The sequence below is a fragment of the Alienimonas californiensis genome (assembly GCF_007743815.1).
Classification (GTDB): Bacteria; Planctomycetota; Planctomycetia; order Planctomycetales; family Planctomycetaceae; genus Alienimonas; species Alienimonas californiensis.
Window position 1 is genome coordinate 2,083,598 of record NZ_CP036265.1, and the last position, 19,473, is coordinate 2,103,070.

The following is a 19,473-nucleotide window of genomic DNA, read 5'->3' on the forward strand; positions in this document are numbered from 1 at the left end:
GTTACGCTCGGCTCCTTGCTCCTCGGTTTTCTGACTCCCCTGGTCGCGATGTCCCCGCCCGCCTTGCGAGCCGAAGGATTGGGGAAGCGGTACGACCTGGGCCTGACACATGCGGGCACCCTGTCGGGAGTGGCCCGGCGGTGGACGCGGCGCCTGCGGGGCCTGCCGCCCGACGAACACTCCGTCGATGCCGACGGCCGATCCGCCGAAGGCGGGTCTGGCTCGTTCTGGGCGTTGAAGGACGTCGACTTTGAAGTGACGCCCGGGGAAGTCGTGGGGATCGTCGGCCGCAACGGGGCCGGCAAGAGCACGCTCCTGAAGATCCTCAGCCGGGTGACGGCGCCGACGACCGGTACGGTGCAGATCGAGGGGCGGGTCGGGAGCCTGCTGGAGGTCGGGACCGGCTTCCACCCGGAGCTGACCGGGCGGGAGAATGTCTATATGAACGCCACCCTGCTGGGGATGAGCAAGCGCGAGGTCGACGCGAAGCTGGACGAAATCGTCGCCTTCAGCGGCGTGGAAAAATTCCTCGACACCCCGGTGAAACGCTACAGCAGCGGGATGAAGGTCCGGCTCGGGTTTGCCGTCGCCGCGCATCTCGAGCCCGAATTGCTGATCGTGGACGAGGTGCTCGCGGTCGGCGACTCGGACTTCCAGAAGAAGTGCCTCGGCCGCATGAAGACCGTCGCCGGCGAGGGACGGACGGTGCTGTTCGTCAGCCACAACATGGGCGCCATCAGCATTTTATGCAGCCGCGCGGTCCTTCTGCGCGAGGGTCGGATCGTCAACGACGGCGACGTCATGGAGGTCGTGCAGGATTACTTCGACGGACCGGAGCGGAAAGTCGCCCTCGCCGAGCGAACGGACCGGCTTTCGGAGGGCGGTTTCCGCCTGACCGCGGTCTCGATGCGTCCGACGGACGATCCGTCCCGAGACGTCCTCGCTTGCGGCGAAACGGTCGTACTTCGGCTGAGCTATCAGGCGGGCGACGACGGAGCGTTGCTGGACCGGGTCGGCGCCGGGGTGGCGGTCAGCGCCGCCGACGGGCGCTACCTCACGGGCTTTTACACCGCGACCAGTCCTGCCGAAACGCTCGAACGCCTACCGCCCCGGGGCGAGTTGGTCTGCACGATTCCCCGGCTCCCGCTCATGCCGGGCCGCTATCGATTGAAGATTTCGATCGGAGCGCCGGGCAGCGGGCAGGACACCATTGAGGACGCCTATGAGTTCGACGTGGTGGACGGCGATTTTTTCGGCTATGGCCGGCCCTTCCCGATTCAGCAACGTGCCGGCGTCCTCACGCCGCACGAATGGTCGTTCGCCCCGGCGGAAGAGGCCGCCGCGCCCGCAATCGTGAACCGGGCGGCATGAGAGCGCTTCTCCGACCGCTCCGCAGCGCGGTGCGCCGTTCCGTCCGCTGGGTCGCCGCCGGCCCTCCGCGGCGGCGCATCGACTCGGCACGGGAACTCCTGGCCGGGCGGAGGCCGATCGTGTCCGTCGCCGAATGCGCGAATTCGCTGGGGTTCTCCTACGCCCCGAGCGGGTGGCACTACTTTACGGCGATGCTGCGGGACTTTGATCGCCACGCCGGGCCGGAGGGGGCTCTCCCGCCCTTCGAACAATTCTACGAACAATATCATCATTCCACGCTCGCCGGACTGATGGGGTGCGACGGCCGCCCCGGCTGGCCGCACGACTCGGAGTATCTGGTCCCCTGGAGCGACCGGGGCCTCTCGTTCGCGACGGACGACGTGCACCAGTGCGGTCCCCGGTCCCCGGAGGCGATTCGGGCGGACGTGTGGGGGATGTGGGAGCTATATCGCAAGATTCAGGCCGAGGGTTATCGGCCGGCGCGACACCGGGACGGTTACATCCGGGGCGTCTTCGCGCTGCGGGGCTCCGGGGACCGACGGTTCCTGGTCACGGGCGGGCAACACCGCTGCGCGATCCTTTCCCATCTCGGCGTCGAGAAATTCCGGGCCTGGCTGGATCCCAGCCAGCCGATTCATTTCGTTCGCGGGAGCGAACTCGACTCGTGGCCGCAGGTCCTCTCCGGACGTTGGAGTCGGGACGCCGCGGCGGAATATTTCAATTTATTATTCGAGTTCGACGGCCGAGAGCGGGCGCCCGATCGTTTGGGGATCGGGCCCGTGCTGCACGGTCGGTCCGAAGGAAGCCCGCTATGACCTCCGCCCCCCGTCGCGCCTTCGGCTCCCTGCGGCGCCTGCTGCCCGGCCCCCCCCCCCCGGCGTCCCGCCGACAGCTATACAACCCAGCGCCGGAACTGGGCGAAGGCTCCATCCGCGAGGGAAGCAGTTGGGAGCAGTGGGAGGCGATCGAAAGCCGCCTGCCGGCCGACGACCGCGACTGCCGCAGCGCGATGGACGTCGGCTGCGCCAACGGGTTTTTCACGCTGCGCCTGGCGGGCGCCGGATTCGCCGCCCTGGGCGTGGAGCAGAACCCCGATTCCGTCCGGGCCGCCAATGAGGCCGTCGAAGCCGGGGGCGCCACCGGGGTGGCGTTCATGCGCCGCGAGATGACCCCGCGGACGATCGCCGGCCTGCCCGCCGTCGACGTCGTCGTGTTCAAGTCCGTGATGCAGCAGTGGGCGGTCAACTTCGGGTGGGAGCCCGCGACGGAGATGCTGCGAACGCTATGGGGGAAGGCGGGCCTCTGCCTGTTCTTCGAAATCGGCGAGTCGCTCTCCTGCAAGCCGGAATACGCCGCCGCCATGCCGAACATGGGCGACTCCGCCGACGCGAATCGTCAGTTCGTCCACGGAATGCTCTCCGACCTGCCCGGCGCCGAAGAGATCGAATGCCTCGGGTATTACCCGACGGAGTACCGCAACGAGAGTCGGCACCTCTTTGCGGTCCGACGCGGCTCCTGACGAACCTCCCGGCCTCGCATCCGGCCTTTTCACTGCTCCCCCCGTCGCCTCTTTCCGGCGCCGCAGTTCCTCCGGTCCCGCACTCACGACCCGACGACGATACCTCAATGAATATTACTTGGGACGGCAGCACGATTCTCGTCACCGGCGGCACCGGGTCGTTCGGGAAGCAGTTCGTGCGGACGGTGCTCGACCGCTATCAGCCGAAAAAGCTGATTATCTTCAGCCGCGACGAACTCAAGCAGTTCGAGATGGCGCAGGTCTTCCGGCCGGAGGAGCACCCGGCGCTGCGGTACTTCATCGGCGACGTGCGGGACCGCGATCGGCTCTACCGGGCCTTCGACGAGGTGGACATCGTCGTGCACGCCGCCGCCATGAAGCAGGTGCCGACCGCCGAGTACAACCCGATCGAGGCGATCCGCACCAACGTCGACGGCGCCGCCAACATTATCGACGCCGCCATCGACCGCGGGGTCAAGCGGGTCATCGCCCTCTCCACGGATAAGGCCGTCAACCCCGTCAATTTGTACGGCGCCACCAAGCTGTGCAGCGATAAACTGTTCGTCGCCGGCAACCACTACGCCGGCCCCAAGCGGACGCGGTTCAGCCTCGTGCGGTACGGCAACGTCGTGGGCAGCCGCGGGAGCGTCATCCCGCTGTTCAAGCGCCTACGGGAGACCGGCCGTCTGCCGATCACCGACGATCGCATGACCCGCTTCTGGATTACCCTGGAGCAGGGCGTGGACCTGGTGCTCAACGCCCTGAACCGGATGGGCGGCGGGGAGATCTATGTCCCCAAGATTCCCAGCATGAAAGTCACGGACTTGGCCCGGGCGATCGGCCCGGACTGCGAACTGGACGTGATCGGCGTGCGGCCCGGCGAAAAGCTGCACGAGGTGATGATCACCGAGGACGACGCCCGCAACACGCTGGAATACGACGACCACTACACCATCCTGCCGGAGGCCCTGCGGCAGAGCCGCGGCGATTCCGAAACCGGCGGCCGGCCCTGCGCCGACGACTTCCGCTACAGCAGCGAGACGAACGACCGTTGGCTGACCGCCCAGCAATTGCGGGAGATCGTCGATGCGGCCTGACGAGCGTCCCGCCGCCCCCGCTGACGCCTCCGCGGCGAACCCGGCCCCGCTGCCGTACGGCCGCCAGACCGTGGACGAGGCGGACGTCGCCGCCGTCGTGGAGTGTCTCCGCGGCGATCGGCTCACGCAGGGGCCGCAGGTCGAGCGGTTTGAGGAGGCCCTCTGCGAAGCCAGCGGCGCCCGCCACGCCGTCGCCGTCGCCAGCGGCACCGCGGCGCTGCACCTGGCCTGCCTGGCCCTCGGCGTGCGGCCCGGCGACGTCGGCGTGACCGCCGCCGTCACCTTCGTCGCCAGCGCGAACTGCCTGGCGTACTGCGGCGGGACCCCGCACTTCGCGGATGTGGACCCGCGGACCGGGTTGATCGACGTCGCTTCGCTCGCCGCGGTCGTCGACCGACTCGCCGCCGCGGGGACGCCGCCGAAGGTCCTCGTCCCAGTCGACTTCGCCGGCCAGCCGGCGGACCTGCCGGGCGTGCGGGCCGTCGCCGATCGGGTCGGGGCGAAGGTCGTCGCCGACGCGGCCCACTCCCTCGGCGCCGCCTACCGTTTGTCCGGCACCGACGGCGCCGACGGGCCCGTTCGTCGGACCGGCGAGGGGCGACTGGCCGACGCGACCGCGTTCAGCTTTCACCCCGTCAAGCCGGTCACCACCGGGGAGGGCGGGGCGGTCGTCACGGACGACGAGGGCCTTGCCGAGACCGTCCGCGAGCTGCGCACGCACGGCATCCACCGGGATCCCCGCCGCCTCACCCGGCCCGACGAGGGGCCGTGGTACTACGAGCAGAACGCCCTCGGCTATCACTACCGCGTCACCGATCTGCAATGCGCGCTCGGGCGGTCGCAGTTGCGCAAGCTCGACGCCTTTCTCGCCCGCCGCAACGCGATCGCGGACCAGTACTGGGCGGCCCTCGCCCGGGCTCCGTTCGCCGGCCGGGTCGAACCGCTGGCGGTCCGGCCGGAGACGGTGCGGCACGGGTACCACCTGTTCGTGATCCGCCTGACGCCGGGCGCGGGGGAAACGCTCGAGTCCCTCGCCCAGCGGCGGCGGACCGTCTTCGAGGCGCTGCACCGCCGCGGCGTGCTCGTGCAGGTGCACTACGTCCCGGTGCCGATGCAGCCCTATTACGGCGGGGACGCCTCCGCGTTCCCCCGCGCCCAGGCGTATTACGCGGGGTGCGTCAGCCTGCCAATCTTCCCAGGCCTCGGCGAGGGGGACGTGCGGCGCGTGCTGGACGCGTTGGCCGACTGCCTCGACGAAGCCCCGGCGCCCGGTTCCCCGGCGCCCGGTCCCGAAGCGGCTCGCGGCGACCGGCCGGCGGCCCTTTCCTCTCAGACGGTTGCGATGCGATGAGCGAACGCCGACCGAAAGTCGTCGCCGTCATCCAGGCCCGGATGTCCAGCGCCCGGCTGCCCGGCAAGGTGCTTCAGCCGCTCGCCGGCGAACCGATGCTGCACCGCGTCGTCGAGCGGGTGCGGGCGGCGCATCACGTCGACCGACCGATCATCGACGAGACGATCGTGGCGACTTCCAACGACGCCTCCGACGATCCGCTGCAGGCGTGGTGCGAGGAGCGGGGCGTGCGGTGCGTCCGGGGTTCGCTGCACGACGTGCTCGCCCGGTATCAGACCGCCGCCGTCGTCGCGGAGGCGGACGTGATCGTGCGGATCACCAGCGACTGCCCGCTGATCGACCCCAGCGTGACGGGGCGGGTGATCGCCGCGTACCTCGCCGCCGACCCGCCCGTCGCCTACGCCTCAAACACCGACCCGACCCGCACCTACCCCCGAGGGCTGGATGTGGAGGTCTTCTCCGCGGAGGCGCTGGGGATCGCCCACCGGGAGGACGACAACCCGGCGTGGCGGGAGCACGTGACGCAGTTCCTCTGCCGCCAGCCGGAGCGGTTCCCCCGCACCTGCGTGACGGCCGACGAGGACGCCTCCGCCCACCGCTGGACGGTCGACACGCCGGAGGACCTCGAACTGGTCCGCCGCATCTACGATCACTTTGCAGCCGACGGCGGGGTCGGGCCGACGGCGTTCGATTGGCGGGACGTCCTGGCACTGCTGGCGGAGTGCCCCGATTGGGCCGAGCTGAACCGGCACGTCGAACAGAAGAAGGTGGCGTGAGCGTGGACGCCCCCCCCGCGGGCGCCCCCGCCACGGACACCCCCGCCGCGCAGGACCGGCCGCCCGGCGCCGGGCCGGGGCGGCTGACGCTCCGCGCCGACGCGACCGCCCGCTCGGGCACCGGGCATGTGATGCGCTGTCTGGCGCTGGCGGAGGCCTGGCGGGCCGCCGGCGGGACGGCGACGTTCGCCGCGGCGGAGATCGGGGACGGTCTCGCGGCGATGGTGCGATCCCGCGGATTCGACGTGACCGCCGTTCCCGCCGCGTCGGGCGGCGACGCCGACGCGGACGCCGTCGCGGCGCTGGTCCAACGATCCGGCGGCTGGCTGGCCCTCGACGGCTACCACTTCTCCGCCGACTACAAGCGCTGCGTGGGCGCCGCGGTTCCCCTGCTGCTCGTGGACGACTTCGCGGAGCCGGGCTATGAGGCCGCCCGTCTCGTCTTCAACCAAACCCTGCACGCCGACCCCGCCGCCTACCCCGACGCGGCGCCGGGAGCACTGCTGCTCGGGCCGAAATACACGGTGTTGCGGCGGGAGTTCCTCCCGTACCTCGACCGCGCACCGGTTGACGGCACGCTGGTTGAACGGGAGCGGGTCCGGCGGTTGCTGGTAACCCTCGGCGGGTCCGATCCGGACGACGCGGCCGGCGCGGTGCTGGACGCCCTCGCGGAGCTGATGGGGGAACTGGATCTGCCGGCGGTCGCGCTGGTGATCGGGGCGATGAGCCCCCACGCCGACCGAGTCCGGGCGCAGGCCGCGGCACTGTCGGCGAGGCCCGGCGGACCGGCGGTGACGGTGAAGACCGCGGTCGCCGACATGGCCGCGGAGATCGCCGCCGCGGACCTCGCCGTGACCGCCGGCGGCCTCACGCTGCAGGAGTTGGCCTTCCTGGGCGTGCCCGCGGCGATCGTGCGGACCGCGGATAATCAGGCCCGGGGCGTCGCGGCGGCGGAGCGGGCGGGGTTCGCCGTCGATCTCGGCCGGTTCCCGGGGCTGACCGTCGGGGAGATCGCCGCCGGGTTGAGGGAACTGCTGGAGGACGCCCCCCGCCGCCGCGCCATGAGCAACGCCGGCCGACGCACGGTCGACGGCCGCGGCGCCGAGCGCGTCGTGCGGGCCGCGCTCCGAGGCGAGCGGCCGCCCCTGACGCTTCGCCCCGCCGGCCCCGACGACGCGGCGCTGCTGCTGGCTTGGCGGAACGATCCCGCCGTCCGGGAGGCGAGCCGCAGCCCGCGAGAGGTCCAGCCGGAGGAACACGCCCGCTGGCTGGCCGGCGTGCTCGCGGACCCGGATCGCACGCTGCTGATCGCGGAGGAAGGGGGTGCCCCCGTGGGCAGCGTCCGCCTCGACGCCGGCCCGTCGGGCCAGGAGATCTCCTATACAGTCGCCCCCGCGGCGCGTGGCCGGGGCGTCGCCAAATGGATGTCGCGGGCCGCGGCGGCGCGGGTTTCCGGTCCGCTCTGGGCGGCGGTCAAACCGGGGAACGTCGCGTCCGCGAAGGTGGCCGAAGCCGCCGGGATGCAGCCGGCCTCCGTCGAAGACGGCTTCCGCATCTTTCGTCGTCCCGCCCTCCCCCAGGACGGGGCCGTGCCGCGAAGCGCGGCGGAGCCGTCCCGCCCGCCGGCCTTCCCCGACGACCCCGACTGATCCCCCACGAGCCGATCTTCTTGTCACCCACCCCAACGCCCTCCATGTCGGAAGCCGTCGCTGAACCGTTCGAAATCGCCGGCCGCCCCGTCGGCCCGGGCGAGCCGGCGTATTTGATCGCGGAGATGTCCGCCAATCACGGCGGGCGGTACGAGGACGCCGTCGCGATCATCCACGCCGCTAGGGAGAGCGGGGCGGACGCGATCAAGCTGCAGACCTATACCGCGGACACCCTCACGCTGGATATGGACGCCCCGGAGTTCAAGGCGAGCGGCAAGCTGTGGCGGGGGCGGTCGCTGCACTCGCTCTATCAGGAGGCGTACACGCCCTGGGACTGGCAGCCGAAGCTGGCGGAGGTCGCCGCGGAGGTCGGGCTGGCGCTGTTCTCCAGCCCCTTCGATCCGACCGCGATCGATTTCCTCGAGGAGATGGACTGTCCGGCGTATAAGATCGCCTCCTTCGAACTGGTCGACCTGCCGCTGATCCGCAGGGCGGCTTCGACCGGCAAGCCGCTGATCATGTCGACGGGGATGGCGTCGCTGGCGGAGATCGACGCCGCGGTGCACGCCGCCCGGTCGGCCGGGGCGGCGGGGGTGGCCCTGCTGAAGTGTACCAGCGCCTACCCGGCCTCCCCCGCGGAGGCCAACCTGCGGACGATTCCGCACCTGGCGGCGGCGTTCGGCGTGCCGGCGGGGCTCAGCGACCATACGCTGGGCACGGCGGTGCCCGTCGCGGCGGTGGCCCTAGGGGCGACGGTGATCGAAAAGCACTTCACCCTCTCCCGAGACACCCCCGGGCCGGACAGTGCCTTCAGCCTGGAACCGGCGGAGTTCCGCCAGATGGTCGACGCCGTCCGCGTCGCCGAGGCGGCTCTCGGAACGGTGCGCTACGGCGTCACGGACGATTCCAAGGCGAGCCGTCAGATGCGGCGATCACTGTACGTAACGAAGCACGTGCGCCGGGGCGAGCGCTTCACCGCCGAGAACGTCCGCTCCGTGCGCCCCGGATACGGCCTGCCGCCGGAGTCCTTCGGCGAGGCGTCGCTGCGCGTCGCCGCGGCGGACGTCCCCGCCGGGACGCCGCTGTCCTGGGAGCTGCTGGGCGAACGGGCCGCCGACGCCGGGGAGCCGACGGGGGCGGGGGAACAATGAGTCCGGATGCTGCAGGCGGTCCGCCGTTGGGCGGCGAGGTGCATCGAACGCTGGACGGATTCCTCCACGAGGACCTGAACCGAGTCTGCGCCGACCGCGACCTGACGACCGACGAGCATCACCCCCCCAACGCCTTCTACGGGCAGGCGGGGGCGCTCCGCCGCTACGCGGGGCTGCCGGACCGTCCGTTGCCGCTCACCCTGGAGCACGGAATCCGGATGGACCGGGAGGTCGGCACGGCCGAACTGCGGGCGCGTCTGCCCGTGATGACCGTCCCGTCGCAGCGCCGTGCGGAGGCGATCCGGGCGGGCGCCGCGCGCGGACGCCCCCGCACGATCGAGCCGATCGGGTTCGGGGCGCTGTACGCCGCGGAGTTGGTTCGTCGGAATTTTGGCCCGGACCCGGCGTCAGGGGACCGTGCGGGGGGGACGCTGGCGTTCCCGTCGCACTCGACGCACCACATTCGCACCCACAACGCGAGCGACGAACTCGCGGCCGCCTGGGCCGCCCTGCCGGACGAGTGTCAGCCGGTCGTGGTGTGTCTTTATTGGAAGGACTATCATCACGGCGAGGCCGCCGCGTATCGGGCGGCGGGGCTGCCGGTGGTCAGCGTCGGCCACATTTTCTCGCCGGACTTCATGTTGCGGCTGCACGCCCTCTGCCGTCACTTCCGCTACGCGACAGCGAACGGGATCGGCACGCACCTGTTCGCGGCGTCCTGGGCCGGCTGCCGGTTCTTCTTCACCCCGCAGGGCGAGGAGCGTTTCGAGGCGACGCCGGAACGGCTCGCAGAGATGAGCGACACGGCCGAGGCGTTCGCCGCCGCCCGGGCTCTCTTCGGGGAACGCCCCCCGTTGGGTGCCGCCGCGGAACCGGAGCGGGCCGCGGAACGGGCCACATTCATCGCCGCGTACCTCGGCGTGGAGTCGTTCCGCGCGCCGGAGGAATTGCGTCGGCTGATCGCGGGGGCGGAGCGCCGCCGGCGGTGGACGGCGGCGCAGGACGCGGCGGTCGCCGCTCCCCGCCGCCTGCTCGGGGCGGCGAAGCGGCGGTTGCGGGCGACGCTCGGTTCCGGCGCCGACCGCTGATCGGGCCGGGCGGCGACGTTCAGGCCGCGCGGGCGACGTCCATTTTGCCGGCGACCGCCGCGACGGCGGCGGGGCCGGTGGCCGGGGCGTGCGCGTGGGCGCCGGTGGAAACCTCGTAGTCGCCGGCGTGCTTCTCGCGGCGGGCGAGGTCGAGGTCGTGCTCGACCATCAGCGTCGCCAGACCGTTGAGATCGGTCCGGGCTTCCCAGCCCAGCTCCCGCTTCGCCTTGGAGGGGTCGCCCAGCAGCAAATCGACCTCGGCGGGGCGGAAGTAGCGGGGGTCGGTCTCGACGTACTCCCGCCAGTCCAGCCCGACCGCCCCGAAGGACAGTTCGAGAAAGTGCTGCACCGTTTCCGTCACGCCGGTGGCGAGGACGTAGTCGTCCGGCTTGTCGACCTGGAGCATCATCCACATGCCCTCGACGTACTCCTTCGCGAAGCCCCAGTCCCGCTTGCTGTCGGTGTTGCCCATATAGAGCTTCTTCTGGAGCCCCTCGGCGATGCGGGTGGCGCCGCGGGTGATCTTGCGGGTGACGAACGTCTCGCCCCGCCGGGGGGACTCGTGGTTGAACAGGATCCCGTTGACGGCGAACAGCCCGTAGCTGTCCCGATAATTCACGGTGTGGTGGAACGCCGCCACCTTGGCGCAGGCGTAGGGGCTGCGGGGATAGAAGGGCGTGGTTTCCTTCTGGGGCGTTTCGTGCACCTTGCCGAACATCTCGCTGCTGCTGGCCTGGTAGACCCGCACCGGCTTCTTGTCGTTCAGGCGGCGGGCGGCTTCGAGCACCCGCAGGGCGCCGCCGGCGACCACGTCGTGGGTATAAATGGGCGAGTCGAAGCTGACCCGCACGTGGCTCTGGGCGCCGAGGTTATAAACCTCGTCCGGTTCGACGGCGAGCATCAGGTCGACCAGCCCCTGACCGTCGGCGAGGTCGCCGTAGTGCAGCGTCAGGCGGGGGCCGCCGTCGGCGTCGTGCCGGTCTTGGTAGAGGTGCTCGATGCGGGCGGTGTTAAAGCTGCTGGCGCGGCGGATCACGCCGTGCACGTCGTAGCCTTTTTCCAGCAGCAATTCCGCGAGGTAACTGCCGTCCTGGCCGGTGATGCCGGTGACGAGGGCCGTCTTCATGGCTGCGTCCTGTCGGGGTGAAGCGCTTCGGAAACTGATCGGAAAACGAGCGAGCCGGGCCTTGGCGGGCCGGGTCAGGCGGGGCGGTTCTGGCGGTACCAGGCGGCGGTCTCGGCGAGGCCGGCGCGGAAGTCGGTGGCGGCCTCCCAGCCGAACCGTTCTTTCGCCCGGGTCGTGTCGAGGCAGCGGCGGGGCTGGCCGTCCGGCTGGCTCTCGTCCCAGACGATCGCGCCGGAGAACCCGACGACCTCGGCGATGAGCGAGGCGAGGTCGCGGATCGTGATCTCCCGGCCGCTGCCGAGGTTCACCGGGTCCCCGCCCAGTTCGCCCTCGCCGTCGGTCGGTTGATAGCGTTCGGTCGCCGCGAGGATGCCGTCGGCGGCGTCGCGGACGAACAGGAACTCGCGGCTGGCCCGGCCGCTGCCCCAGGCCGTCACGCGGTCGCCGCCGCGGTCGACGGCTTCGACCATCTTGCGGATCAGCGCCGGGATCACGTGGCTGGTGCGCAGATCAAAATTATCGTGCGGCCCGTACAAGTTGACCGGCAGTAAACTGATCGCCGGCAGGCCGTACTGGCGGCGGTAGGCGTCCGCCCCGACGTACAGCGACTTCTTCGCCACGCCGTAGGGGGCGTTGGTCACTTCGGGATAGCCGTTCCAGAGGTCGTCCTCTCGAAAAGGCACCGGGGTGAGGTTCGGGTAGGAGCAGATCGTGCCCACCTGCACGAACTTCGCCGCGCCGGCCTTGCGGGCCTCCTCCAGGAGGTTCAGGCCCATCATCGCGTTGGCGTACCAGTAGCGGCCGGGGTTCTCCCGGTTGGCGCCGATGCCCCCGACCTCCGCGGCGAGGTGCAGAATCACCTCCGGGGCGTGGTCCCGGAACAGCCGGCGGACGTCCGCCTGCTCGGTCAGGTCGTACTCTTTGGACCGCGGCACGATCAGGGCGGCGGGCTCCCGCTTCTCGATCAGTTCGCAGAGGTGCCGGCCCAGAAACCCCGCCCCGCCGGTCACGAGTACGCGGCGCCCCGACAGCGAAAACGAATCGGTCGACGACGGACCGGTCGACGGGGCGTCAGGAGCAGTCACGGGGGCCGGTTGCGCAAGGTGTGCCGAAGATTTCGACACTCTAGGCGAACGGGCGGAATGCCGGAAGCTTGGTTCCCGGCTCGGGCCGCGGGCCCCCCGACGGCGCTGCGGGACGCGGCCGGGCGGCCGGCGGCCGGGGTCTGGTAGAACGGCCGGATGCGTGCCGAACCGCGCTCCGCCGCCCCGCTCGTGCTGCTGGCGTGCGGGGCGATTCTGGCGCTGCTCGCCGTCGGCGTCTGGGGGTTCTGGGTGATTCTCACCGAGGACTGGCCCCGCGCCGAACCGTGGCGGGCGTGGCTGTCGCTGACGGGGGAGGTCTGCGGGCTGTTGGGGCTGCTGGCGTTCGGGTGGCGGCACGGGGTGCGGGGCGTGCCGGTCGGGGGCGGCCGGTTCGCGGAGACCGGCGGTCGGGCGCTGTTTTGGGCCGGGGCGGTCGCGCTGGTCGGCGGGCTGCTGGGCGATCTGGCGGTGACGGGCTCGACGTTATTGGAGGAACGCCGCGCCCATGCCCGGGCGCTGCCCGCGGAGGCGGACGCCGTCGTCACCCGCACCGGGGGGATCAGCGGCGTGAGGTACTACCGCTTTCGTGTGACCTTCCCGGACGCCGCCGGCGCCGTTCAGACCGGCCTGCTGGACAGCGTGTTTCGGCCCGTGCCGACGGACGATCACCCGGCGGGGTTCGATCCGCGGCTGCCGGCGGTCGCGGGGGCGCCGCCTGCCGGACCGGCGCTGCGGGCCGCGGGCGACGGAGCGGTCGGCGTGCGGTTCCGGCTGCCCGTGCGGTACGACCCGCAACGCCCCACCCGCTGCTGGGTGGCGGGGGAGGGGTGGGACCGCGGCAACGCCGGGCACCACGTGTTTCTGATCGTGCACCTGTTCCAGGCGATCGCGGTGGCCATGGCCGTGGGGGCGTTGTGGAACGCCGCCGTGACGCTGGACGGTCGGGCGAAGCAGCCGTGGACCGGAGCCTGGCCCCCGGCGGCGGTCGCCGCCGCCCTGCCGGCGCTCCCGCTGGCGATGGAAGCGTTCGTCCTCGCGCTGTTCGGCATGCTGTGGCGCCTCCGGGGGTTCTGAACGCGGCGGCGCGCCGGGCCGGTTCGGCCTACTTCACCAGCGTCGGGCGGGGGCGGAGGTAGTCCTCGAAGATGCGGCGGAGTTCCTCCTCGTACATCGCCGGGTTGCCGGAGGTGCGGGCGCTGGAGCCGGCGGCGTCCGCGGTGCGGGCCATGCGGGCCATGCGGTCGGCGTAGTCGTGGTCGGCGCCCAGACCCATGCCGATCGGGATCGTCTGGCCCTCGCTCCGCCAACTGTGGGCGTGCATCAGCGGGGCGTTCAGCCAGGTGGCGCCGGGCAGGTCGAACTCCGCCTCGTCCTCGGCCGGGAGGGTCGCGCGGTAGGCGGCGACCTCGCTCTCCTCGGTCGTCCAGGCGTTCGGGATGCCGTCGGAGACGATCACGATCACCTTCCGGGCGAACCACCGCCCGCGGCCGCCCTCGCTGACGGGGGCGAGGTGCGCCTGGGCCAACAGCACCGCCGGGTCCAGCGCCGTGGTGGCGCCGACGTCCCCCACGGCCTGCAACTTGGAGACGGCTTCCATCGCCCCCGCGTAGTCGGCGGAGAGTTCGAAGGCGACCTCCGGCGTGTGGTACGGACCGAGGCCGTCGAACGTCACGACGCTGACCCAGTCCGCCACCTCCGCCCGGCCGGAGCCGTTCAGTTCGTCCACCGCGTCCAGACCGGCGATCAGGCCCCGCCGCAGGGCGTGCATCGGCTGGGTGCGGGGGGGGAAGGAGAACTCCCGGCCGGCGACGGTTTCCCGGTGCAGGCGGGCGTAGGGGCTGGCGAGCGACAGCGGGACCTTGCCGAACAGGGCCGGGTTGGCGTTCTCGTGGTTGCCGAACGCCGGGCTGCGGTCGCGGCCGAAGTCCTGCAGGAACTGGGCGTAGGTGAGGAAGCCGAGCTTGTTCCGCAGCGCCCGCACCGGCCCGCTGCTCGCGCCGGGGAAGGTCCAGGAGTTCGGGTTGTTCATCCCGGTGATGCGGTCGCCGTCCTGGCTGGGGGGCAGCCATTCGCTCTGCATGGTCGAGCCCTGCCGCGGGGTGCCGGGCGGGTCGCCCGGGCCGGCGGCGGCGGTCCGGGCCAGGGCCAGCGCCGCCCGCGTCGAATCCAGCCCAGCGAGCCGCTCCGCCGCCGCCCGCGGGGGGGCGAACCGGGCGGCGACGTAGGCCTTCAACGACTCGACCGGCGAGGATCCCGCGATCGTCGGGCGCTCGTTCAGCAGGTCGTGGGGGAACGCCTCCTCCAGCCAGCCGACCGTCGGCCGCGGGGGCGGCGGCGGGGGGCTCGGCGGCGGGGGCGTGCTCGTACCGCCGCCCCCCCCGCCGGTGGACGGCGGGCGGGGCGGCGGCGGGGGCGGCGGGGTGCCCACCCGCACGCCCTCCAGCATGTAGTCGAGGTACTTCTCCCAGTAGGCGTAGTGCAGCAGCGAATCCGCCGGCGGCGTCACCCCGGGCATCAGCGGACGCAGTTGGTAGTCGATCAGCGCGCTGTAGCACTTCAGTTTGCGAAGCGCCTCGCCGTCCGTCGGCAGGATGCGGTACCGCAGCGGCACGGCGGCGTTCGCCAGCGGGCCGTCGTCCTTGGTGAGGTTGGCGTAGGCGTACCGGTTCGCCGGCACCAGCCCGCCGCCGACGTGCTCCAGCCGGCCGGGGTATTCGCCGAAGCCGAGGTCCTCGAACAGGTCCTCCGCCAGTTCGGTGCCGATGCTCGGGTAGCCGGCGGCGCGGAACGTGTCGTTCAGCAGATCGGTGGCCCAAGCGACCTCGGTGTCGTCGTTCATCGACCCGCTCAGGTCCACCACGAAGCAGATGTCCCGCGGGTGCACGGCGGCGATCGCCTCGGTGCGGGAATTGAACGTCTCCGTGCCGATGACCGGGCCGAACAGCAGGCCCTGATCGTTCCGCCGCGTGATCACCTTCACCGCGTTGGGGGCGATCGCGGCGGCGTCGAAGGTGCGGGCCTCGATGTCCCAGAACCCCAGCGTCACGTCCGCCTCCGGCACCTCGACGGCGGCCCGGTTCGCCTCGTTCTCCGCGGCGATCGACTGGGCCTCGCGGACGGCGGCGGCGGGGCCGTCCGACAGCTCGGCGGCGCCGGCCAGGGCGGCGGCGTCCGCGGCGTTCTGCAGTTCCCCCTTCGTCATCGCCACATAACCCACGTCAATACTGAACGCCAGGAAGGCGAAGACCAGCACCAGCAGCACCGCGGCCAGCGGCAGGATCACCCCCCGCCGCGGCGCCGGACGCACGCCCCGACGGACGCTCGGGCGGCGACCCACACGGCGAACCAGACAGCGGGGGGAACGGGGGGCGACGTGCACGGGGGGGCTCCGGGGCGAACGTGGCCGCCGGCGGGAAGCCCGGCGTCCGCCGTAACGCTGGGTCGCCCCGCCGCCCCCGGCGCGACGAACCTGCCGCGGACCGTCCAAAACCCGCGCCGATCGTGCCGATCGCGGCGTCCCTGCCGCCGCCGCCCGCCTCAGGCGGCGCCGAACCGCTCGATCAACGCCCGGCGGCGGTACGCCAGGCCCTTCTCCAGTTCGCCCCGCAGCCGGTCGGCGGTCAGCACGAAGCCCAGCAGCCCGCCGGGCGGGGCGAACCGATACGTTTCGTGCACCGTGCAGCCGTCCCCCTCCTCGGCCGCGGGGGCGACGACGTGGTCGTTCTCGAAGACGGGCAGGGGGCCTTTGGTCATCGTCTCGGTGAAGGCGCCGCCGGCGGGCCCGCGGTCCTCGAAGGCGGTGACGGTGTAGACGACCCGCTGCGGCACGCCGAAGCCGGTGATCTCCAGTTCGTTCGCGGTGCCCGCGGCCATCACCTTCGGCCCGCTCCGCAGCCGGACGCCGGCGTTCGGATCGGTGAGGGTCATCACCTCCTCCGGGCGGATCAGGCAGGCAAAGATCTCCGCCGGCGCCGCGGCGAGAGCGACGGTGAAGTGAAGTTCGTGAACCGCAGGCATCGGTGGCGAGTCGTTCAGGGAAGCGGTCCGCCCAACATAGCGGCGCCGTCCGCGGTCTCCCCTCTCCCCCCTTTTGGGGGAGAGGGGCCGGGGGAGAGGGGCCGGGGGAGAGGGGCCGGGGGTGAGGGGGCAACGGCGCCCGAACGCTGTCGATGGTCCGCTCTGCTCTCCCGTCCGTCCGGGCGATCACCGCAAAGAGCGAAGACGGGCGAACCGTGCCTCACCCTCACCCCCGACCTCTCTCCCTCAAGGGAGAGGGGAGAACCGTATTGCTTACGGTTAGGGTTCGCCGCGCGGACTTCTTGGCCCCCTCCCTCATCACTCCTCCCCGGAACCCCGTGCCCCCCGAACTGCTCCGCCGCTGTCGCATCCTCGCCGGGCCGACGGCCTGCGGGAAAAGCGCCGCCGCGATGCGATTGGCGGAGCGGTGGGACGCGGAGGTCCTCAGCCTGGATTCGATGGCCGTGTTCCGGGGGATGGATGTCGGCGTCGCCAAACCGACCGCGGCGGAGCGGGCCGCCGTGCCGCATCACCTGCTCGACCTCGCCGAGCCGACGGAGACGTTCAGCGTCGCCCGCTATCTGGAGCACGCCGAGGCCGCCGTGCGGGAGGTGTTGAGCCGGGGGAAGGTCCCGCTGTTCGTCGGCGGAACCGGGTTCTACCTGCGCAGTCTGCTGCGGGGCCTGGGCGACGTGCCGCCGGGCGACCCGGCGGTGCGGGGGGAGTTGGAAGCGGAGGTCGCCGCCCGCGGGCCGGAGGCGGTGCACGCCGACTTGGCCGCCCTCGACCCCGCCGCGGCCACCGGCATCTACACGACCGACGCCCGCCGCATCGTGCGGGCCCTGGAGGTAATCCGCCTGACCGGCCAACGGTTCTCCGCCTCCCGCCCGCTGGACGACCCCCGGCCGCCGGCGGACCGCCCGGCGCTGTGCCTGTGGCTCGATCCGCCGCGGGCGGTCCGGTGGGACCGCATTCACCGCCGCGTCGATCAGATGCTGGCGGAGGGGCTCGTCGAAGAGGTCGACCGCCTGCGAACCGACCCCGGCCTGGGGACCACCGCCCGGCAGGGACTGGGTTACAAGGAGATCCTTGATCATCTGGAGGGCGGCGAACCCCTGGCGGAGTGCGTGGAGCGGCTGAAGACCCGCACCCGGCAGTTCAGCAAGCGGCAGTGCACCTTCTTCCGCGGCCTGCCGGAGTGTCTGCGGGTCCCTCTCAGCGGCGACGAGGACGCAGGCATGGTCGCGGCCCTCGTCGACGCCTTCCCCCGCTCCGACGCCGCCTGACCGGTCGCTTGACCGCTCGGCGGACGGTTGCCGGGCGGGCGGTCGTTACGATGCGGGGCCGTTCGAACCGCTCCCCCGTGGCGTCCTGAGACCATGAAGCTCCTCCTCGCGACCGCCCTGCTGGCGACGACCCTCCCCGCGGCGGCCCAATCCAACGACGGTCCGGACCGCCGCGGCCCGGACCGGCGGAGCGGCGAACCGCGGTTCGGCCGGCCGGTCGAACTCGCCCCCGACGACGTCCCCGCCCGCCCGGCGCCCCCCGCCGACCTCCTCACGCCCCGGGAGGACATCCCCCACGGCAAGCTGGAGACGATCGAGTACGACTCCAAGACCGTCGGCACGACCCGCAAGATGCGGGTCTACACTCCGCCGGGCTACTCGTCGGACAAGAAGTACCCCGTGCTCTACCTGCTGCACGGCATCGGGGGCGACGAGACGGAGTGGACCCGGTTCGCCCAGCCGAACGTGCTGCTGGACAACCTGATCGCCGACGGCAAGGCGAAGCCGATGCTCGTCGTGATGCCCAACGGCCGGGCTCAGAAGAACGACCGGGCCGAGGGCGACGTGTTCGCCAGTGCCCCGGCCTTCGCCGTCTTCGAGCGGGACCTGCTGGACGACGTGATCCCCGCGATCGAGTCCCGCTACAGCGTGAAGACCGACCGCGAGAGCCGGGCGCTGGCGGGGCTGTCGATGGGCGGCGGGCAGAGCCTGAACTTCGGGCTGAGCCACCTGGACACCTTCGCCTGGGTCGGCGGGTTCTCCTCGGCCCCGAACACGAAACGCCCGGCGGAACTCGTCCCGAACCCCGCCGAGACCGCGGAGAAGCTCGAGTTGCTGTGGCTCTCCTGCGGTTCCAAGGACGGGCTGATGCGGATCAGCCGGGGGATGCACCAGTACCTGAAGGAGAACGACGTGCCGCACGTCTGGCACGTGGACGACAACGGCCACGACGCCCCGCACTGGCGGAACACGCTGTATCACTTCGTGCAGGAGCTGTTTCAGCCCGAGACGCCGTAGGACGGCACCTCGGGCGGCCGTTCACTCCCCCGGCAGGACCGCGACGGGCAGGGCGTTGCCGAAGCGGGCGAAGTCTTTGAAGCTCCAGACGAGCTGCTTCTCCGGCGTGACTTCGAGAATCTGCGGGTTCTCCGGGCCGGCGTGGCAGTTCACCACGACGGTGTTCCCGTTCGGTTGGCGGGTCGCCATGGTGACCCAGACCAGCTCCACGCCGGGCAGGTCGTCGGAGGTCAGTTCCCAGACGATCTCCTTGGCCGGGTTCACTTCGATCACCCGGTGACCGTCGCCGGTGCCGAGGAGGGTGTTGCCGTTCGCCAGCCGCTCCACGCCGTAGACCTTCGAGCCGACGTCGAAGCTCCAGACGACCGTGCCGTCGGCGTCGTACTCCCGCACCGCGGCGTCGTTCTCGTGGGCGACGAGGTAGGTCCCGGCCGGCGTTTTGCGGGCGAGGCGGGTGTCGCGGTGCTTGTCCGGGCGGTCGACCGTGAGGGGGACCTCGGCCCGGATCGAACCGTCCGGCGTGACCTCGATCAGCCGGCGCTTGCCGCTCTCGGCGATCAGCGTGGCGCCGTCGGGTAGGCACTGGAAGGCGTGAATCTCGACCCCCTCCGGGGCGTCGTAGCGCCAGACGGTATTCCCGTCGGCGTCCGCCTCGATCACGTTGCGAAAGTTCGTCTGATACAGCGTGTGCCCGTTCGGCAGGGCGTGCAGGTCGTGGATCGCCCGGATTGGCTTCGACCAGGCCGTCGTGCCGTCGGCGTTCACCCGTGCGAGGGTTTTCTTCTCGTAATCCCCCGCAATCACCGCCCGCGGCGGGCCGGTTTGAGGGGGCGAGGAAGCCCCCGCCGCATCGTCGAATGGGGCCAGGGCGAGCGGGGCGGCGAGCAGGAGGGCGAGCATGCCCCCAGCCTAGCGACCGGACCGTCCGGCGGTCCCGGTT

General features: G+C 71.6%; 17 protein-coding genes. 12 read left to right on the plus strand and 5 right to left on the minus strand.

The window, feature by feature from the left end; all coding sequences use genetic code 11:
* Positions 1-48 precede the first annotated feature (48 nt).
* The 9 genes from CA12_RS08080 (at position 49) to CA12_RS08120 (ending at position 10,002) form a co-directional block, all read left to right on the plus strand.
* Positions 49-1,371 carry an ABC transporter ATP-binding protein gene (locus tag CA12_RS08080; RefSeq protein WP_145358447.1) on the plus strand — a complete coding sequence of 441 codons (1,323 nt, stop codon included), beginning with the start codon at positions 49-51 and terminating at the stop codon, positions 1,369-1,371.
* A gap of 119 nt (positions 1,372-1,490) precedes the next feature.
* Positions 1,491-2,186, plus strand: a complete 696-nt coding sequence (locus CA12_RS08085; RefSeq protein WP_145358449.1) for a hypothetical protein — start codon at positions 1,491-1,493, stop codon at positions 2,184-2,186.
* A complete protein-coding gene (locus tag CA12_RS08090) occupies positions 2,183-2,890 on the plus strand; it encodes a methyltransferase domain-containing protein (protein ID WP_145358451.1) in 708 nt (235 codons plus the stop codon). The genes CA12_RS08085 and CA12_RS08090 overlap by 4 nt, the downstream gene beginning before the upstream one ends.
* A gap of 107 nt (positions 2,891-2,997) precedes the next feature.
* The gene (pseB, locus tag CA12_RS08095) at positions 2,998-3,987 is read left to right on the plus strand and encodes a UDP-N-acetylglucosamine 4,6-dehydratase (inverting) (RefSeq protein WP_145358453.1); all 990 of its coding nucleotides are present in this window, start codon (positions 2,998-3,000) and stop codon (positions 3,985-3,987) included.
* The gene (gene pseC / locus CA12_RS08100; RefSeq protein ID WP_145358455.1) at positions 3,977-5,338 is read left to right on the plus strand and encodes a UDP-4-amino-4,6-dideoxy-N-acetyl-beta-L-altrosamine transaminase; all 1,362 of its coding nucleotides are present in this window, start codon (positions 3,977-3,979) and stop codon (positions 5,336-5,338) included. Before pseB ends, pseC begins: the two co-directional genes overlap by 11 nt.
* Positions 5,335-6,114 carry a cytidylyltransferase domain-containing protein gene (locus tag CA12_RS08105; protein ID WP_145358457.1) on the plus strand — a complete coding sequence of 260 codons (780 nt, stop codon included), beginning with the start codon at positions 5,335-5,337 and terminating at the stop codon, positions 6,112-6,114. Before pseC ends, CA12_RS08105 begins: the two co-directional genes overlap by 4 nt.
* Positions 6,115-6,116: 2 nt before the next feature.
* Positions 6,117-7,763 (plus strand): UDP-2,4-diacetamido-2,4,6-trideoxy-beta-L-altropyranose hydrolase, encoded by a 1,647-nt coding sequence (gene pseG / locus CA12_RS08110; protein WP_207622176.1) that lies wholly within the window; start codon positions 6,117-6,119, stop codon positions 7,761-7,763.
* Between the two features lie 44 nt (positions 7,764-7,807).
* On the plus strand, positions 7,808-8,914 hold the full coding sequence (pseI, locus tag CA12_RS08115) for a pseudaminic acid synthase (protein ID WP_145358461.1): 1,107 nt from the start codon (positions 7,808-7,810) through the stop codon (positions 8,912-8,914).
* 38 nt (positions 8,915-8,952) lie between these two features.
* Positions 8,953-10,002: a hypothetical protein gene (locus CA12_RS08120; protein ID WP_145358463.1), complete on the plus strand. Its 1,050-nt coding sequence runs from the start codon at positions 8,953-8,955 to the stop codon at positions 10,000-10,002.
* A 19-nt stretch (positions 10,003-10,021) separates the two neighbouring features.
* Here the strand turns inward: CA12_RS08120 and gmd are convergent, their stop codons facing one another.
* Both gmd and CA12_RS08130 read right to left on the minus strand, forming a co-directional pair.
* Positions 10,022-11,128: a GDP-mannose 4,6-dehydratase gene (gene gmd, locus CA12_RS08125; protein WP_145358465.1), complete on the minus strand. Its 1,107-nt coding sequence runs from the start codon at positions 11,126-11,128 to the stop codon at positions 10,022-10,024.
* Between the two features lie 74 nt (positions 11,129-11,202).
* Positions 11,203-12,213 carry a GDP-L-fucose synthase family protein gene (locus CA12_RS08130; RefSeq protein ID WP_207622177.1) on the minus strand — a complete coding sequence of 337 codons (1,011 nt, stop codon included), beginning with the start codon at positions 12,211-12,213 and terminating at the stop codon, positions 11,203-11,205.
* A 156-nt stretch (positions 12,214-12,369) separates the two neighbouring features.
* Here CA12_RS08130 and CA12_RS08135 point away from each other — a divergent pair, with 156 nt between their 5' ends.
* A complete protein-coding gene (locus CA12_RS08135; RefSeq protein ID WP_145358467.1) occupies positions 12,370-13,287 on the plus strand; it encodes a hypothetical protein in 918 nt (305 codons plus the stop codon).
* 28 nt (positions 13,288-13,315) lie between these two features.
* Here the strand turns inward: CA12_RS08135 and CA12_RS08140 are convergent, their stop codons facing one another.
* Both CA12_RS08140 and CA12_RS21990 read right to left on the minus strand, forming a co-directional pair.
* Positions 13,316-15,520 (minus strand): pilus assembly protein TadG-related protein, encoded by a 2,205-nt coding sequence (locus CA12_RS08140; RefSeq protein ID WP_207622178.1) that lies wholly within the window; start codon positions 15,518-15,520, stop codon positions 13,316-13,318.
* Positions 15,521-15,750: 230 nt separating this feature from the next.
* A complete protein-coding gene (locus tag CA12_RS21990) occupies positions 15,751-16,230 on the minus strand; it encodes an SRPBCC family protein (protein ID WP_165700629.1) in 480 nt (159 codons plus the stop codon).
* A 338-nt stretch (positions 16,231-16,568) separates the two neighbouring features.
* Between CA12_RS21990 and miaA the strand changes: the two genes are divergently transcribed.
* A complete protein-coding gene (gene miaA, locus CA12_RS08145) occupies positions 16,569-17,516 on the plus strand; it encodes a tRNA (adenosine(37)-N6)-dimethylallyltransferase MiaA (RefSeq protein ID WP_207622179.1) in 948 nt (315 codons plus the stop codon).
* A 93-nt stretch (positions 17,517-17,609) separates the two neighbouring features.
* Positions 17,610-18,533, plus strand: coding sequence for an alpha/beta hydrolase (locus CA12_RS08150; protein ID WP_145358472.1), 924 nt, complete (start codon positions 17,610-17,612; stop codon positions 18,531-18,533).
* Positions 18,534-18,554: 21 nt separating this feature from the next.
* On the opposite strand, the gene CA12_RS08155 is transcribed toward CA12_RS08150, so the two are convergent.
* Positions 18,555-19,433, minus strand: a complete 879-nt coding sequence (locus tag CA12_RS08155; RefSeq protein WP_145358474.1) for a beta-propeller domain-containing protein — start codon at positions 19,431-19,433, stop codon at positions 18,555-18,557.
* Positions 19,434-19,473 lie beyond the last annotated feature (40 nt).

Bases quoted from the DNA above. Each gene is read 5' to 3' on its own strand.
- CA12_RS08080 (WP_145358447.1), top strand. From the start codon at position 49: ATGTCCCCGCCCGCCTTGCGAGCCGAAGGATTGGGGAAGCGGTACGAC.
- CA12_RS08090 (WP_145358451.1), top strand. From the start codon at position 2,183: ATGACCTCCGCCCCCCGTCGCGCCTTCGGCTCCCTGCGGCGCCTGCTG.
- pseB (WP_145358453.1), top strand. From the start codon at position 2,998: ATGAATATTACTTGGGACGGCAGCACGATTCTCGTCACCGGCGGCACC.
- pseC (WP_145358455.1), top strand. From the start codon at position 3,977: ATGCGGCCTGACGAGCGTCCCGCCGCCCCCGCTGACGCCTCCGCGGCG.
- CA12_RS08105 (WP_145358457.1), top strand. From the start codon at position 5,335: ATGAGCGAACGCCGACCGAAAGTCGTCGCCGTCATCCAGGCCCGGATG.
- pseI (WP_145358461.1), top strand. From the start codon at position 7,808: ATGTCGGAAGCCGTCGCTGAACCGTTCGAAATCGCCGGCCGCCCCGTC.
- gmd (WP_145358465.1), bottom strand. From the start codon at position 11,128: ATGAAGACGGCCCTCGTCACCGGCATCACCGGCCAGGACGGCAGTTAC.
- CA12_RS08135 (WP_145358467.1), top strand. From the start codon at position 12,370: ATGCGTGCCGAACCGCGCTCCGCCGCCCCGCTCGTGCTGCTGGCGTGC.
- CA12_RS21990 (WP_165700629.1), bottom strand. From the start codon at position 16,230: ATGCCTGCGGTTCACGAACTTCACTTCACCGTCGCTCTCGCCGCGGCG.
- CA12_RS08150 (WP_145358472.1), top strand. From the start codon at position 17,610: ATGAAGCTCCTCCTCGCGACCGCCCTGCTGGCGACGACCCTCCCCGCG.
- CA12_RS08155 (WP_145358474.1), bottom strand. From the start codon at position 19,433: ATGCTCGCCCTCCTGCTCGCCGCCCCGCTCGCCCTGGCCCCATTCGAC.